Below are 16,486 nucleotides of genomic sequence, written 5' to 3'. Positions count from 1 at the left end.
ATGCAGCTGCGTGAGGAGAAATCCGCATGAGTGCCGAACTGCTAACGCTAGTAATGTTTGGTGGGCTGCTAGTTGGCCTATTTATGGGCCATCCGCTGGCGTTCGTGCTGGGCGGCATGGCGGTGATTGGTGCCTACCTCGGTCCTGGCATTAATACCCTGGGCATTATTATTAACAACGTCTATGGCAACGCCATGGATAACTATGTACTGGTCGCCATTCCGCTGTTTATTTTGATGGCACGTTTTCTCAACGACTCCGGCGTGACAGAAAAGATGTTTGACGCCATGCGTTTGCTGCTGGCGAACGTGCGCGGCGGCCTCGCCTTAACCGTCGTTGTTGTTTCCGTACTGCTGGCAGCCACGACCGGTATCGTCGGGGCCTCTATTGCCGTGATGGGCATGATCGCCATGGTGCCCATGCTTAAGTACGGCTACAACAAAGAGCTAAGCGCGGGTGTCATTATGGCCAGCGGCTGCCTGGGCATTCTGATTCCGCCCAGCATCATGCTGATTCTAATGGCCAGCTACTCGCCTGTGTCGGTGGGTGCGCTGTTTGCCGGGGCACTGATTCCTGGCCTACTGTTAGGCGTGATGTACGCGCTGTATGTGGTGCTTATCTGCTGGCTGAAACCCAGCTACGGCCCCAAGGTGCCGAAAGAGGAGCGCGCGGAAGTCAGCACCAAAGAGCTGCTTATTATGCTGGGCAAGTACGTGGTGCCGCCGATGTCGCTGATTTTGGGCGTACTGGGCGCACTCTTCACCGGCATTGCCACCGCCACGGAAGCGTCCGCAATTGGTGTGTTTATCGCGTTTGTGCTGTTTTTAATCTTTGGCGACCGCAAGCTCTCTACCTGCTACAACACGCTCATCGAAGCGGGTAAAACCACCACCATGGTGATGCTGGTACTGGTAGGGGCAACGGCATTTACCGGCGTGTTCTCCATTGGTGGCGGCATGACTGTGATCAGTGATTTTGTACTCGCCATGCCGGGCGGCACCTTTGGTGCGCTGCTGCTGATGCTGTTCCTGGTCTTTATTCTGGGTATGTTCCTGGATTGGACTGGCATCGTGCTGCTGAGCTTCCCGATTATGCTACCGATCATTTCCCAGATGGGCGTTGACGTACTGTGGTTCGTGGTGATGGTCGCTGTGGTGCTGCAAACCTCCTTCCTCACACCACCGTTTGGCTATGCACTGTTCTATCTGAAAGGGGTTGCCCCGCCTGGGGTTGAAATCGTTGACCTCTATAAAGCAGTGGTACCTTTTGTCGCGATCATTATCATCGCGTGTATTCTGATGTCGATCTTCCCTGTCCTGATCACAGGACTCCCCAGTATGCTGTTAGGCTAACCATCGCTAACGCAGCATTTTTAAACGCCGCCTTGTTCTCACAAGGCGGCGTGTTCGTTTCGGGTTGGTGAATCACTCAACGCTGCGAGCGGGCACTGTCTCGTACAATGGGCGTCACCGGCAGCACTTTGCGTTCGCCGGTCACCTGCCCGCTGGCAATTTGCCCCAGCAGTAAGGCGGTGGCTTCGTCGACCATCGCTTCAATAGGCTGTTGCACGGTGGTGAGTTGATAGCTGGGCCACGCGGCGACCGGAATATTATCGAACCCCACCACCGCCACCTCATTGGGCACCTGCAAACCTAGCTCTGCTTTCAAGGTATCGATCACCGCAATGGCCATATGATCGTTGGCCGCAAACACCGCATCGGGATAAACGTCTGCTTTAAAGAGCGCTCGCGTGGCGGCTTGTGCGGTGGCAAAGTCATAGTCACCGACGGCTTCTGCCCAACAGGCCACACCGTGCTCGGTAAGTGCATCTAGAAACCCCTGCCGCCGCTGGCTGCTGGTGGAGGAGTCTGCCAACCCTGCCAAAAACGCGATGCGCTCGCAGCCACTTTCCACCAAATGTTGGCCCACCCAATATCCGCCGCGATAGTTATCGCTGGCGACTTGGCTAACGCCTTCAAAAGCGACCGTGCGATTGATCATCACCACAGGAATGCCCCTGGCAACACACTCTTTGGCCAGGGACGACGACAGCGTGGCGGCTAACATCAAGATGCCGTCTGCTTGGCTTTGCAGAATATCCGACATCACGCTGGCGGTTTCCTGCTCATCGCTGCTCATAAACAGCAGCAGGTGATAGCCGTGCTGCTGAAAACGCCTTGATGCGTACTCAAGCATTTGCGCATAAAAAGGGTTATCCAACTGCGACATCACCACCGCAATGGTGCGCGATGAGCGGGTAATCAGCGAACGGGCAATCGCATTGGGTCGATAGCCGAGCTGCTGAGCAGCGGCCAGCACTTTCTCCTTCGTTTTGGGTGCAATACTCGCGTTTGGGGAGAAGCAGCGGCTCACCGCTGATTGCGACACCCCGGCAAGGTTAGCCACTTCCTGGGAGGTTACTGGCCGTTTTCTCATGATTACCTCTGTGATAGGCAGGCCGCTACGACGCGGGCTGCTGGCGTTTGTGGCCCATTAACGCCATTAAACGCCGGTCACGCCATACCTGGCGCTCGGCAAGTTCGTGGCTCGCCAACGCTGCGCGTCGTTCGTCGTCTAAGCGCTGCAACGTGACGTCTTCCCACGGGTTATCGCCGCTACGCTGAAGGTCTACATCACGATACAGCGGGCCATAGCGGCTGGCGTAGTCGACCACACCGGCAGGCGCATTTAAATCAATCGTTTCAAAGGGACCCATAAACGACCAGCGCAGCCCTAGGCCATGTTTCACGGTTCTATCCAAGTCTTCTGCGGAAACGTAGCCATCGCGAAACAAACGCAGCGCCTCATTCAGCAGCGCCCCCTGCAAACGGTTCAGGATAAACCCTTGCACCTCTTTTGCCACCAGGATGGGCTCTTGGCCCACCTGATGCATCAGTGCCATGGTGCGCTCGACGGTGTCGGTACTCGTGGTGTCACTAGGCGCGACTTCCACCAGCGGAATTAGGTAAGGGGGGTTCACCGGGTGAGCCACCAAACAGCGCTCTGGGTGCGTTAAATGGCCCGTAAATCGCGACGCCACGATGCCAGACGTCGAACTCGCCAAAATCGTCTTCGCCTCCACCACGGCTTCTAGCTGGGTATACATCGCCTGCTTGACCGCTACATTTTCTGGCCCACACTCCTGCACATACTCAACGCCAACCATGGCAAGCGCCAGGTCTGGCTGGCATTCAATACGCGCCAAAATAGCCGCAGGCTCCTCATCAACTAACCCGGCCCGATGCAGGTCTTGCAGTGACGCAGCGATCAACTCGCCAGCGTTTGCAAGCTGCGCGGCATCCACATCGTATAGCCGCACCGGCAAGCCTGCCCGCGCAAACACAATCGCCCACGCACGTCCAATCAACCCAGCCCCTACTACCGCCACTTGAGTCGCCATTATTCGTCCCGCCTTTGTTGTTAGCATGTTATGAGCAGCGTTTTACCCCTCACGATAACGGCCCGCTCAGCACTCGTTATCGCATCTCAACATAGCATGGCAACAAAGCATTTGCATTCGTATGCAACAGCGCCTAGCCTTACGCAATGCCAGCGTCCAAACGATGTCTTCATAACAATGCTGGCCGTGATTCCTTCACCTTCCTGCGACCACCACAATACCAATAAGGAGCGTTTATGATTCGCCACCTCAAAGCCGGTGCCTCCGTTGAAACCCGCGCCGAAGCCGACCGCCAAGTACGTGAAACCGTCGAAAAAACCTTGGCTGACATTCAAGCCCGCGGCGACCAAGCCGTGCGCGATCTATCGGAAAAATTTGATAACTGGTCACCTGAAAGCTTTCGCCTGAGCGATGCTGATATTGCACACGCGATGAGCCAAGTCGCCGAACGCGATTTGGAAGATATCCGCTTTGCCCAGGCGCAAATCCGTCGTTTTGCAGAAGCCCAGCTGGCCTCTATGCAGCCGGTGGAAATTGAGACCCGTCCTGGCGTCATCCTTGGCCACAAGCATGTGCCGATCAACGCAGTGGGCTGCTATATCCCTGGCGGTGCTTACCCCATGGTGGCGTCAGCCCATATGAGCGTTCTGACGGCAAAAATTGCCGGTGTGAAGCGCGTCATTGCCGCAGCCCCACCCTACAAGGGCAAACCGCACCCGGCGATTGTGGCCGCCATGCATTTGGCCGGTGCCGATGAAATATTAGTTCTGGGCGGAGTGCAGGCCGTCGGTGCGATGGCCATTGGCACCGACACCATCGAGCCGGTCGATATGCTGGTAGGCCCAGGCAATGCGTTTGTTGCCGAAGCTAAGCGCCAGCTATATGGCCGTGTGGGTATTGACCTGTTTGCAGGTCCCACCGAAACACTAGTGATTGCCGATGAGAGCGTCGATGGCCTGCTGTGTGCCACCGACTTACTGGGGCAAGCGGAACACGGCCCAACCTCTCCTGCGGCGCTACTCACCAACTCTGAAAAACTGGCACAGGACACCCTAGCGGCTATTGATGAGCTGCTACAAAAACTGCCCACCGCCGAGATTGCGCGCCAAGCGTGGGAAACCCATGGGGAAATTATTGTCTGCGACAGCCATGACGAAATGCTGCAAGTCGCCAACGACATGGCCTACGAGCACGTGCAGGTGATGACGGAAGACCCGGACTTTTACCTTAACAATATGACCAACTACGGGGCGCTGTTCCTTGGCCCGCGCACCAACGTCGCTTACGGCGACAAGGTCATCGGCACTAATCACACCTTGCCGACGAAAAAAGCGGCGCGTTATACCGGCGGCCTGTGGGTCGGTAAATTCTTGAAAACCTGCACTTACCAACGCGTATTAACCGACGAAGCCTCGGCTGAGATTGGCAGCTACTGCTCACGGCTATGCACCCTGGAAGGGTTTGCAGGCCACGCCGAGCAAGCCAACGAGCGGGTACGCCGCTATGGTAAGCGAGACGTTCCTTACGCCTCGGCGGTGGATGCATGAACCTACCGCGCACGCCCAGCCTACAGTTAACCGGAAAGCGCGCGCTGGTCACCGGCGCAAGCCAAGGTATTGGCTTTGCTTGCGCCTGCGCACTCGCTCAGGCGGGTGCGTGTGTCACTTTGATAGCACGCAATGAAGAGACGTTAAATAGTGCTGTTAGCGCCCTGCGTGCGGCTGGCTTGCAGGCCAAAGGGCTTGCCTTGGATGTCAGCGACCACGCTGCACTGCAGAAAGCAATCGCAGGACAAGCGTTCGATATTCTGGTCAATAATGCGGGCACTAACCGGCCTAAACCGCTCAACGAGATCACCGACGATGACTATGCAGCGGTCATGGATCTCAATGTTCGTGCTATGTATTTCATCACCCAAGCCGTGGTGAAGCATATGCCTGCGGGCGGCAGCGTGATCAATATCTCATCGCAAATGGGTCATGTGGGGGCGGTTAATCGTAGCCTCTACTGCGCCTCTAAAGCCGCCGTAGAAGGAATGACAAAAGCCATGGCGGTAGAGTTAGGCCCAAGGGAAATTCGCGTAAACACCTTGTGCCCGACCTTTATCGAAACCCCCATGACAAAGCCCTTCTTTGAAGAGCCCGGCTTTAGGGAGCGTGTGCTGGCTAACATCCCCTTGGGGCGATTAGGCCAGATTGAAGACCTGATGGGCCCGGTGGTGTTTTTAGCTTCTCCTGCGTCCGCCTTGGTAACGGGCAGCGCGCTAATGGTCGATGGCGGCTGGACTGCACATTAACCGCTCGCTGTCTGTCGTAAAGCGCCTGTCACAACGAACCCTGCCCTTCGGCAGGGTTTTTTAATCGTCAGAGGGTTAGCTGCACCCCACTGACGCAAGTGATACTATTTGCAACCGCTATTTTTTCGCATTGACGAGCCATGCTGCCCCTCGTCCAAGGAGCCAACGACGTGTCTACACCTGCTCGCCGGTCACCATCGGCTCTGCTTTCAGGTTTCGCATCACGCTTTACGCTGTCGCTTAACCCTTGGTCAATTGCACTTTTTCTGATTGCCCTGATTGTGGCACTGCCTATTTTGGTCGTGCTTGGCCATATCGTGATGCCCACCGAAGGCGTTTGGCAGCACTTGGCCAGCACGGTTCTGCCTCGCTACTTATCCAACACCTTCTGGCTGGTACTGTGGGTGGGGTTAGGCACACTGGTAATTGGCACAGGGACCGCTTGGCTGGTGGTGATGTGTCGCTTCCCCGGCAAGCGCCTATTTGAGTGGGCGCTACTGCTGCCGCTGGCGGTGCCGACCTATGTGATTGCTTATGCCTACACCGATTTTCTACAGGTGGCGGGGCCGCTACAAAGCCTGCTGCGGGAGTGGTTTCACTGGCAGGTCGGCGACTACTACTTCCCCAATGTACGCTCGTTGGGGGGCGCTGCCACGCTGATCACCTTCGTGCTTTACCCCTATGTGTACCTGCTGGCCCGCGCTTCCTTCTTAGAGCAGTCGGTGTGCGTCTTGGATGTCGGCCGCACGCTAGGGCGCGGCCCCTGGCGTTTATTTGCCAGCGTTGCGCTGCCGCTGGCGCGCCCAGCGCTGGTGGGTGGCGTGTCGCTGGTGTTGATGGAGACGCTCAATGAGTTTGGCGCGGTGCAGTTCTTTGGCGTGGACACATTTACCACCGGTATTTACCGTACCTGGTTTGGCCTGGGCGAGCCGATTGCCGCTGCCCAGCTCGCCGCCTGCTTGCTTACTTTTGTGATTGCCTTTGTGCTGCTGGAGCGCTGGTCACGAGGTAAGCGTCGCTACTTCCATACCACCAACCGCTATCAGCAGTTGCCGGAGTATCGCCTGCACGGCTGGCACGCAGTGGGCGCGACGCTGGCTTGTCTGCTCCCCGTTACCATCGGCTTTATGCTACCCAGCGGTATTCTGCTGGAAATGGCGATTACTACCGGCGACAGCCTATTTGGCACGCGTTTTATCGGCTTTGCCATGAACAGTTTAAGCCTGGCTACGGTGGCAGCGCTGATTGCGGTGGGGCTGGCGGTGCTGCTGAGCTACGGCGTGCGGCTGCACAACTCCCCCAGCGCGCGACTGTTTACCCGCATTGCGGCGATGGGTTACGCCATTCCTGGCTCGGTGGTGGCCGTGGGTATTTTGATTCCGTTTGCCTGGCTGGATAACGCGCTCAACACTTGGCTTCACACCCATTACGATAAGATCATCGGGCTGGTGTTTAGCGGCACGGCGTTCATCTTGATTTACGCCTATGTGGTGCGCTTTTTGGCGGTGTCGTTTAACGCAGTAGAGGCGAGCCTGGGCAAAGTGACGCCAAGCATGGACGCCGCCTCGCGCACCTTAGGGCAAACTGCCGGCGGCACATTGCGGCGCATTCATACGCCACTGATGCGCAGCAGCCTATTGGCCGCGGGCATTCTGGTGTTTGTGGATGTGATGAAGGAGCTGCCCGCCACGATTATTTTGCGCCCGTTTAACTTCGATACGCTGGCGGTGCGTGCTCACAGTTTGGCGTCCGATGAGCGCTTGGCGGAGGCCTCGACGGCCTCGTTGACAATTGTGGTAGTCGGCATCTTGCCGGTGATTCTACTCAGCCTGGCGATGCGCCGGGCGCGCCCAGGCAGCCAAGCTGAGTAATTAAAACGCGCAACTAACGCGGAAAGATAAACACTTGGGAGTGGTCGAGGTCGATATCGATCGGCTGCCCCTCCTGGGGCAGGAAGACCCCTGGCACCCGGGCGTGCAGGTGCGCTTCTTGGCCATCAGCACCGTGGGCACATAGGTGAATCAAGCTAGTGCGGCCCAGTAGTTTCGCCATCACCACGTGGCTGTGGCTGTGGGTTTCCGCAGGCAGGTCGCGCTCTTTGATACGCAGCGCCTCCGGGCGGATCATCACCTGGGCCTGGCTACCCTCTGGCAGCCAGCTGGCATCTATGTCGCCTACCGGCGTTTGTACCACGCCTCCTTCCACCATCCCTTCAAGCTCGTTCACTTCCCCAAAGAAGGTCACCACAAATGGGTCGACGGGAGCGCAGTAAAGCTCCCGCGGGGTACCCGTTTGGACGATTTTGCCATCGCGCATCAAGGCGATGCGGTCGGCCATAAACATCGCTTCTTCCGGGTCGTGAGTCACCAGCAGCGTGGCCGAGCCCAGCTTTTTCAACACGTGCAGCGTATCGTCGCGAATCCGATCACGCAGCCGAGCGTCCAGGCTGGAGAAGGGTTCATCCAACAGCATTAGCTTGGGCGTAGGTGCCAGAGCTCGGGCCAGCGCCACGCGCTGCTGCTGACCGCCGGAGAGCATATGCGGGTAGGTATCGGCGTAGTCAGCCATGCCAAGCTGGGTTAATAGCTCCAGCGCACGTTCACGGCGCTGGCTGGAGGGCAGATGCTTTAAGCCGAAAGTGACATTTTCCAACACGCTAAGATGGGGGAACAGCGCCGAATCCTGAAACGCCAGCCCGACGTTGCGCTTTTCCGGCGGTACATGGCGTTTGCCGGGGGCGGCAATGGCCTGCCCTTCCAGGCTGACGGTGCCTTCTTGGACCACTTCCAGCCCTGCCGCAATGCGCAGTAGCGTGGTTTTACCGCAGCCGGAAGGGCCAAGCAGGCAGACCACTTCGCCCTGAGCAATGTCGAGATCAATACCTTTAACAACTTTGTTAGCCGCAAACGTATGCTGAACATCGCGTAGCGACAGCGCCGATGCAGGTGCTGCCACCTCAGAAAGGGACACAGTTGCCGTCATTCGTTCACCCATGGTTTGTTCGCCGGGAGAGCGCTGACCGCTCAGCCATTGCGAACACGGTTGAAAGTTATTTGCATTCTATTTTCTATTGGCGTGAGATGCACGTCTAGGCACAAAAAGTGATGCGAGTCATTAGCATTTCGCTTGACGTCCGTCGAACAAGGCGTTTCAATACGCCATGACGGTAATGCAACTTATTATCATAAACATTCAGGGTATTTGTTATGAAACAAGCACGTCTTACGGCCTCCGTAGCTGCCATCATGGCCGGTTCTGCGTTCGCCAGCAGCGCACTCGCTAATGAAGTCAACATCTACTCCGCACGCCATTACGACTCTGACGAAATTCTCTACCAAGCGTTCACTGAAGAGACAGGCATTGAAGTAAACGTGCTGGAAGGCGATGCCAACCAACTGATGGAGCGTATGCAGCGTGAAGGCGTGGCTAGCCCCGCCGACGTTATGCTGACCGTAGATGCAGGCAACCTGTGGCGCGCCGAGCAAGACGGCATTTTTCAAAGCGTAGACTCTGATGTTCTCAACGAGCGCCTGCCGGAATCCATGCGTCACCCAGAAGGCATGTGGTTTGGCTTTAGCCAGCGCGCCCGCGTGATCTACTACAACCGCGAAAACTTCGACCCGAGCCAGATTGCTACCTACGAAGATCTTGCCGACCCGCAGTTTGAAGGCCAAGTGTGTATCCGTTCTTCCAACAACATCTACAACCAGTCACTACTGGCATCGCTGATTGAACACCACGGCGAAGAGGGCGCGCAGGAGTGGGCCCAGGGCGTTGTGAACAACATGGCCCGCGACCCCGAAGGCGGTGATACCGATCAGATTCTTGGCGTTGCCAGCGGCGAGTGCAACCTAGCGGTTGGTAACCACTACTACTACGTGCGTATGCTGCACTCTGACGATGCCGCCGAGCGTGAAGCCGCGCGCAAAGTCGGCGTGATCTTCCCCAACCAGGATGACCGCGGTACCCACGTGAACGTAGGTGGTGCAGGCTTAGTCGCCAACGCGCAAAACCCGGAAAACGGCATTCGCTTCCTGGAGTTCCTGGCCTCTGACCAAGCGCAAGAAGTGCTGGCCGAGCGTAACTACGAGTTCCCGGTGGTAGAAGGCGTGAAGAAAAACCCGGTCCTGGAGTCTTGGGGCGATTTCGCTAAAGACGACATCAACATCAGCATCCTGGGTGAGAACAACCCGGAAGCGGTACGTATCTTCGACCGCGTCGGCTGGCGTTAAGCGCGGCTTGGGCACACGCTTTTGAAGCCGGTGCCTAAGTAACGCACTAAACACAACCCCCGCAGCGACCACTGCGGGGGTTGTGTGTTATAGGCGAGTACTCACTCGTTCGTTAGTGAGCTTCATCCCAATTCGCGCCGCTTTGCGCTTCCACAATCAGCGGAACGCTGAGCGATGCTGCGGCCTGCATGCGTGTCTGCACTTGCTCAATAAAGCTATCTACCTGCTGCTCGGCTACTTCAAACACCAGTTCATCATGCACCTGCATGACCATCAGCGCATCGAACTCCCCTTCCGCTAGCCACGCATCCACATCAATCATCGCCTGTTTGATAATATCCGCCGCCGTGCCCTGCATCGGCGCGTTGATTGCCGTGCGCTCGGCCCCTTGGCGGCGGTTGCGGTTTTGCGAGTGAATCTCTGGCAGGTATAAACGCCGTCCCATCACGGTTTCGACGAAGCCATCTTCCGCTGCTTGGGTACGAATGCGGTCCATATAGCGGGCGACACCTGGGTAGCGGTCAAAGTAGCGGTCGATGTAGGTTTGGGCCTGGTTGCGGTCAATACGCAGCTGACGGGCCAGCCCCCAGGCGCTCATGCCGTAAATCAAGCCAAAGTTAATCGCCTTAGCGCTGCGCCGCTGGTCGCCGGACACCTTCTCCAGCGAGGTGCCAAAAACTTCTGCCGCGGTAGCGGTGTGGATATCGCGCCCTTCGGCAAACGCTTCCAGCAGCCCTTTATCTTCCGAAAGGTGCGCCATAATACGCAGCTCGATCTGCGAGTAGTCCGCCGCCACAATACGGTAGCCAGGGCGCGCCACGAATGCTTGGCGAATCTTACGGCCCTCTTCGGTGCGGATGGGAATATTCTGCAGGTTGGGGTCTGACGACGACAGCCGCCCGGTGGCCGTAACCGCCTGATGATAGCTGGTGTGTACCCGCCCGGTGGTTTTGTTGAGCAGGCGCGGCAGCTTATCGGTGTAGGTGGATTTCAGCTTGGCCAGCCCGCGGTGCTGCATAATCACCTTGGGCAGCGGGTAGTCCAGCGCCAACTCCTCGAGCACCGCCTCCGCCGTGGAGGGCGCGCCTTTGGGGGTTTTCTTGATGACTGGGATTTTCTGCTCTTCAAACAGAATCTGCCCCAGTTGCTTGGGCGAGCCCAAATTGAACTCACGGCCCGCCAGCTCGAAAGCTTCACTCTCTAACTCGCGAATACGCTGATCCAACTGCTGGCTCTGCTCGTACAGGCGCTCGGCATCCACGGCCACGCCGTTACGCTCGATGCGCGACAGCACGCTGATTAGCGGTAGCTCAAGGTGGTCGAGCACCTCGGCCAAGCGCCCTTCCCGCTCCACTTGGGGGCGCAGCGTGTCCTGTAGGCGCAGGGTGATATCTACATCCTCGCAGGCGTAGGGAGCCGCTTGCTCTAGGGCAATCTGGTTAAAGGTGAGCTGCTTGGCGCCTTTGCCCGCGATCTCTTCAAACGAAATGGTTTTCTCGCCCAGGTACTTCAGCGCCAGCGAATCCATATCGTGACGCGTCGCAGTGGAGTTGAGCACGTAGGAGGCCAGCATGGTATCGGCAAACGGGCCAACGACAGAAATGTCGTAGTTCGCCAGTACGGAAATATCGTATTTGAGGTTTTGACCAATTTTGGTTTTGGCCGGATCTTCCAGCAGTGGTTTTAACGCTGCCAGCACCGCTTTGCGATCAAGCTGCTGGGGGGCATCCAAGTAATCATGGGCCACCGGAATATAGGCAGCTTCCCCGGCTTCCAGCGACACGCCGATACCCACAATTTCTGCATCCATGTAGTTGAGGCTGGTGGTTTCCAAGTCGAAGCAGAAACGTTCGGCCTTGCTCAACCGCTCAAGCCACGCATTCAGCTCAGCCTGCTCGGTAACCACGTAGTCATGGCGCTGGCTAGGGGCGGCGTCCAGCGTATCATCAGCGCTTGCGGGGGCAGGCTCGCCGCCTTTTACATCGTCCACGCCTTCGTCGTTGCCTTCCAGCAATTCCGCCAGCCACTGCTTAAACTCCATCGTTTTATAGAGTTCCACCAACGCTTCGCGGTCCGGGTGGGCAATGTCTAAATCATCCAGCCCCACCGGCAGGTCGCAGTCGGTTTTGATCGTCGCTAACTGATAGGAGAGAAACGCTTGCTCGCGGTGCTCTTCAAGCTTTTTAGGCAGCGTTTTGGCACCACGAAAACCAAGGGTGGTCACGCGCTCTAAATCGCCATAAATCGTGTCTAAACCGCCGCCCATTCCTTGCAAAAGGCCAATGGCGGTTTTCTCGCCCACCCCAGGCACGCCGGGGATGTTGTCCACCTTGTCGCCCATCAGTGCGAGGAAGTCGATAATCAACGCCGGCGGCAGGCCGAACTTCTCCTCGACTCCCGCTTCATCGAGGGTCTCGTCTTTCATGGTATTTACCAGCGTGATGTGGCCATTTACCAGCTGAGCCATATCTTTATCGCCGGTGGAGATCACCGCATCGCGGCCTGCCTGGGTAGCGTGGTGGGCCAGGGTGCCAATCACGTCGTCCGCCTCGACGCCTTCAACGCACAGCAGCGGCAAGCCCAGCGCTTTAACACAGGCGTGCAGCGGCTCGATCTGGCTGCGTAGGTCATCCGGCATGGGTGGGCGGTGGGCCTTGTACTCGCTATACATCTCATCGCGAAAGGTTTTGCCCGGCGCATCGAACACCACTGCCATGGGGCTATCGGGGTAGTCTTTAATCAGCCGTTTGAGCATATTCAGCACGCCCTTCACGGCCCCGGTCGGCTGACCGTGAGAGGTCGTTAGCGGCGGCAGCGCATGAAACGCGCGATAGAGGTACGAAGAGCCATCGACAAGCACGATTGGGGCACGGGCCATAACCAAATTCCATAGTCAGCAAAACGGTAAGAACATCTGCTCTCTATGATACGCGCTCAACGCCTAACCTGCAGAAAAGAGCCCTAAAACTCGCTACTCTTCACCACACAACGCTGCCAACTGGCGCGGCAAGCCGCTACAATAATCGGCTTAGCAACCTGGGCGAGATTCTCATGGCAGTATTCACCCCGCTTAGCGACGCACAGGTCGCCGCGTTTTTGGAAAAATTTGATGTTGGCAGCTTTGTTGCGCTTCAAGGCGTGGCAGGCGGCACGGAGAACTCGACGTTTTTCGTGACCACCGACCGCCGCGAGCTGGTGCTCACCCTGTTTGAGCAAGGCGAACACGAAGAGCTGCCGTTTTTTGTTGAGTTGCTCGATTACTTAGACGAGCACCGCTTGCCGGTGCCCGGCACTATTCATGACCGCGAAGGCGTGGCGCTGCACAGCCTGGCGGGCAAGCCTGCGCTGCTGTTCCCGCGCCTGCCGGGCAAGCACCCCAGCGCCCCCAACCTTGCCCAGTGCCAAGCGTTGGGCAGCACGCTTGGGCAGATGCATAAAGTATCGCAGCACTTTCCCGGGCATCGCCCCAACCCCCGTGACCTGCACTGGCTGCGGGCGGTACACCATAAGGTGCTCACCTACATCAGCCCTGACGATCAAACGCTGATGAAGAACGCAGTGGATGATTTCGAGAGCGAATTTAGCCAGCATGGCGAGCTCCCCCAAGGAGCAGTGCATGGCGATTTGTTCCGCGATAACACGCTGTTCGAGGGCGACGCCCTGGGCGGTATTATCGATTTTTATAACGGCTGCACCGGTGACTTGCTGTTTGATCTGGCGATTGTAATTAACGACTGGGCCTCCAATGAGGACGGTTCGCTGAACGCCGAGCGTTACAACGCCATTTTAAGCGCCTATCAAGCGCGCCGCCCGCTGACCGAATCCGAACGCACGCTTTGGCCGACGATGCTGCGCATGACCGCACTGCGTTATTGGCTGTCACGGCTGCTGGTGGTGTATGTCGACCCACCGGCCCATGACTTAACTCCCCACGACCCCGAGCGCTTCCGCGTGATTCTTAAAGCACGCATCGCGTTTGGCGCACTCCCGATTCCAGAGGCATCTTCATGAGTGAAATGGCAACGACCAGCAGCCCCGCCGTGCGTGCCCGCCGCACTTGGAACATGGACCAGTGGGGCAGCGGCTACTTTGACGTCGACGACCACGGCCAAGCCCTGGTGCGCCCGCTGGGCAGCGATGCGGAAGGCCCGGCGCTGCCTATCAGTGCGTTAGTCCGTCAGTTACAGGCGGCGGGGTTACGCTTACCGGTGCTGGTGCGCTTTAGCGATATTCTTCACGATCGCGTCGAACAGCTCTGCGGTGCCTTTGACGCCGCCATGCAGGACGTGGACTACCAGGGCGGCTATACCGCGGTTTACCCGATTAAGGTGAACCAGCAGCGTCGGGTGGTAGAAGAGATTCTCGCTACCTCTGAGCGGGGTAATGGCCGTGTGGGCTTGGAAGCGGGCAGCAAGCCTGAACTGCTGGCGGTGCTGGCGCTGTCAGATAGCGGCTCCTCACTGATCGTGTGTAACGGCTACAAAGACCGCGAGTACGTGCGCCTTGCGCTCCTGGGCGAGAAGCTCGGCCACAAAGTGTATCTGGTGGTGGAGAAGCTCTCCGAGCTGGAGCTGATTTTAGAAGAGGCCCGCGAGCTGGACGTAACCCCGCGCATTGGCCTGCGCGCGCGGCTGGCCTCGGTGGGTAAAGGCAAGTGGCAGAATACTGGCGGTGAGAAGTCGAAGTTCGGTCTCACCGCCAGCCAGATTCTGGAAGTGGTCGAAACCCTACGCGCCCAGGACGCTCTGGCCAGCCTACAGCTGGTGCATTTCCACCTGGGGTCGCAAATCGCCAACATCCGCGATATTCAGCGCGGCCTGCGGGAGTGCGCGCGCTTCTATCAAAACCTGATGAGCCTGGGCGCGCCCATCGACACCGTCGATGTGGGCGGCGGCTTAGGGATCGACTACGAAGGCACCCGTTCGCGCAGCTACTGCTCGGCTAACTACTCCATGCAGGAGTACGCCCGCAACGTGGTTAGCGCGTTCTCACAGCTCTGCCAGGAAGCCGACCTGCCCCAGCCGCACCTGATCAGTGAATCCGGCCGTTCGCTCACCGCCCACCATGCGGTGCTGATCACCAATGTCATTGGTGAAGAGCGCGTCAACGACACGCCGCCAGAGCGCGCAACCCAGGAAGAAGATCCGCAGGTAGAAGAGCTGTGGCGGGTGTTTGACCAGTTGGCCGACACCCAAGAGCCGCGGGTGCTGGTAGAAGCCTGGCACGACTTGCTGCAGGCGGTGAGCGAGCTACACGACCGTTTTGTACTAGGGCTGAGTAACATCAATGCCCGCGCCGAAGGCGAGCGCCTCTACATGGCCGCCTGCACGCGCCTGCGTGGGAAGCTGGATACCCGCAACCGCGCGCACCGGGAAATCATGGACGAGCTGGCCGAAAAATTGGCCGACAAGCTGTTCGTTAACTTCTCGCTGTTCCAGTCAGTGCCAGACGTGTGGGGCATCGAGCAGATTTTCCCCGTGCTACCACTCAGTGGGCTGGACAAAGCGCCCACCCGCCGTGCGGTGATCCAGGACATCACCTGCGACTCTGATGGCCGTATCGATAGCTATGTGGATGGCCAAGGGGTAGAAACCACCCTGCCGCTGCCTGAGTGGGCCAATAACGACGAGCGCTGGTTAGGCTTCTTCCTGGTGGGCGCCTACCAGGAGATTCTTGGCGACCTGCACAACCTGTTCGGCGATACCGATTCGGTGGATGCAGCGCTAGGTGAAGATGGCGAGTGGGTGCTCTCTAACCCGCAGGCGGGGGATTCGGTGGCCAACGTATTGGCCTACGTGAACTTCGACGCCCGAGTTTTGAAGCAAAAACTCACCGAGCAGCTGGTGACCAGTGGCTTCTCTGCCGAGGAGCAAGCCCACTTTGCCGCCAGCCTGACCGAAGGCCTAGAGGGCTACACCTACCTGGAGTAACCCTTCACCGGCTTAACGCGTTTCACAAAAAAGGCCACCGAGCGTATCGGTGGCCTTTGTTTTGCGTGCTGAACCCGTGAGCGGGTCGTTACTCAACGACGCTGGTCGAAATCTCCAGGCCGCCAGTCAGCGTTAAGCGTAGCGCCGCGCCGCGGGGTAGCTCGCCGACTCCGGCAGGCGTGCCGGTCAAAATCACATCGCCTGGCTCCAGGGTGAAGTGACGGCTCATTTCTGCCACCAGCGTGGGAATAGCAAAAATCATATCCGCGCCTTCGCCGTGCTGGCGCTCTTCACCGTCGATTTCTAGGGTGAAGGTCAGCGCGTTCCAGTTAGGCACGCGGCTCAGCGGCAAGAAAGGCGACAGCGGGCAGGCGCCATCAAAGGCCTTGGCGATTTCCCAAGGGTGGCCTTTCTCTTTTAACTTGGTTTGCACATCGCGCAGGGTTAAATCCATCGCAAGGCCAATGCCTGCAATGGCACGCTCGGCTTCATCTTGCGTGGCGTGGGTGAGGGTCTCCCCCACCAGTAGCGCCAGCTCGACTTCATAATGAACATCGCCTCGCGAAAATGGCGGGTCGAGAGGCTTGGTTAAGTCCACCACGCTAGTGGCGGGCTTGATGAACAGCAG

General features: G+C 58.0%; 12 protein-coding genes. 7 read left to right on the top strand and 5 right to left on the bottom strand.

The annotated features are described in order from the left end of the window. Positions 1 to 26 precede the first annotated feature (26 nt). On the top strand, positions 27 to 1,352 hold the full coding sequence (locus tag BIS10_RS11855; protein WP_253505501.1) for a TRAP transporter large permease subunit: 1,326 nt from the start codon (positions 27 to 29) through the stop codon (positions 1,350 to 1,352). 76 nt (positions 1,353 to 1,428) lie between these two features. On the opposite strand, the gene BIS10_RS11850 is transcribed toward BIS10_RS11855, so the two are convergent. Both BIS10_RS11850 and BIS10_RS11845 read right to left on the bottom strand, forming a co-directional pair. After that, on the bottom strand, positions 1,429 to 2,436 hold the full coding sequence (locus BIS10_RS11850) for a LacI family DNA-binding transcriptional regulator (RefSeq protein ID WP_083024369.1): 1,008 nt from the start codon (positions 2,434 to 2,436) through the stop codon (positions 1,429 to 1,431). 25 nt (positions 2,437 to 2,461) lie between these two features. Next, positions 2,462 to 3,400 (bottom strand): 3-hydroxyacyl-CoA dehydrogenase, encoded by a 939-nt coding sequence (locus tag BIS10_RS11845; protein ID WP_253505499.1) that lies wholly within the window; start codon positions 3,398 to 3,400, stop codon positions 2,462 to 2,464. 236 nt (positions 3,401 to 3,636) lie between these two features. Here BIS10_RS11845 and hisD point away from each other — a divergent pair, with 236 nt between their 5' ends. The 3 genes from hisD (at position 3,637) to BIS10_RS11830 (ending at position 7,567) form a co-directional block, all read left to right on the top strand. Further along, positions 3,637 to 4,947 (top strand): histidinol dehydrogenase, encoded by a 1,311-nt coding sequence (gene hisD, locus BIS10_RS11840; RefSeq protein ID WP_253505497.1) that lies wholly within the window; start codon positions 3,637 to 3,639, stop codon positions 4,945 to 4,947. Then, positions 4,944 to 5,696, top strand: coding sequence for an SDR family NAD(P)-dependent oxidoreductase (locus tag BIS10_RS11835; RefSeq protein WP_253505495.1), 753 nt, complete (start codon positions 4,944 to 4,946; stop codon positions 5,694 to 5,696). Before hisD ends, BIS10_RS11835 begins: the two co-directional genes overlap by 4 nt. 170 nt (positions 5,697 to 5,866) lie before the next feature. After that, positions 5,867 to 7,567, top strand: a complete 1,701-nt coding sequence (locus BIS10_RS11830; RefSeq protein ID WP_253505493.1) for an iron ABC transporter permease — start codon at positions 5,867 to 5,869, stop codon at positions 7,565 to 7,567. A gap of 13 nt (positions 7,568 to 7,580) precedes the next feature. Here the strand turns inward: BIS10_RS11830 and BIS10_RS11825 are convergent, their stop codons facing one another. Next, positions 7,581 to 8,678: an ABC transporter ATP-binding protein gene (locus tag BIS10_RS11825; protein WP_253505491.1), complete on the bottom strand. Its 1,098-nt coding sequence runs from the start codon at positions 8,676 to 8,678 to the stop codon at positions 7,581 to 7,583. Between the two features lie 224 nt (positions 8,679 to 8,902). Here BIS10_RS11825 and BIS10_RS11820 point away from each other — a divergent pair, with 224 nt between their 5' ends. After that, positions 8,903 to 9,928 (top strand): Fe(3+) ABC transporter substrate-binding protein, encoded by a 1,026-nt coding sequence (locus BIS10_RS11820; protein WP_083024378.1) that lies wholly within the window; start codon positions 8,903 to 8,905, stop codon positions 9,926 to 9,928. A gap of 112 nt (positions 9,929 to 10,040) precedes the next feature. Here the strand turns inward: BIS10_RS11820 and polA are convergent, their stop codons facing one another. Further along, positions 10,041 to 12,806 carry a DNA polymerase I gene (polA, locus tag BIS10_RS11815; protein WP_253505489.1) on the bottom strand — a complete coding sequence of 922 codons (2,766 nt, stop codon included), beginning with the start codon at positions 12,804 to 12,806 and terminating at the stop codon, positions 10,041 to 10,043. 173 nt (positions 12,807 to 12,979) lie between these two features. Between polA and BIS10_RS11810 the strand changes: the two genes are divergently transcribed. After that, the gene (locus BIS10_RS11810; protein ID WP_044630136.1) at positions 12,980 to 13,939 is read left to right on the top strand and encodes a homoserine kinase; all 960 of its coding nucleotides are present in this window, start codon (positions 12,980 to 12,982) and stop codon (positions 13,937 to 13,939) included. Continuing rightward, positions 13,936 to 15,858 carry a biosynthetic arginine decarboxylase gene (gene speA / locus BIS10_RS11805; RefSeq protein ID WP_083024379.1) on the top strand — a complete coding sequence of 641 codons (1,923 nt, stop codon included), beginning with the start codon at positions 13,936 to 13,938 and terminating at the stop codon, positions 15,856 to 15,858. The genes BIS10_RS11810 and speA overlap by 4 nt, the downstream gene beginning before the upstream one ends. Positions 15,859 to 15,946: 88 nt before the next feature. Here the strand turns inward: speA and BIS10_RS11800 are convergent. Then, on the bottom strand, positions 15,947 to 16,486 hold a 540-nt coding region (locus BIS10_RS11800), incomplete at its 5' end, for a fumarylacetoacetate hydrolase family protein (protein WP_253505487.1).

It is taken from the genome of Halomonas sp. 707B3 (assembly GCF_024158645.1).
Taxonomy (GTDB): Bacteria; Pseudomonadota; Gammaproteobacteria; order Pseudomonadales; family Halomonadaceae; genus Vreelandella; species Vreelandella lionensis.
This window is presented reverse-complemented; position numbering and strand designations above follow the sequence as displayed.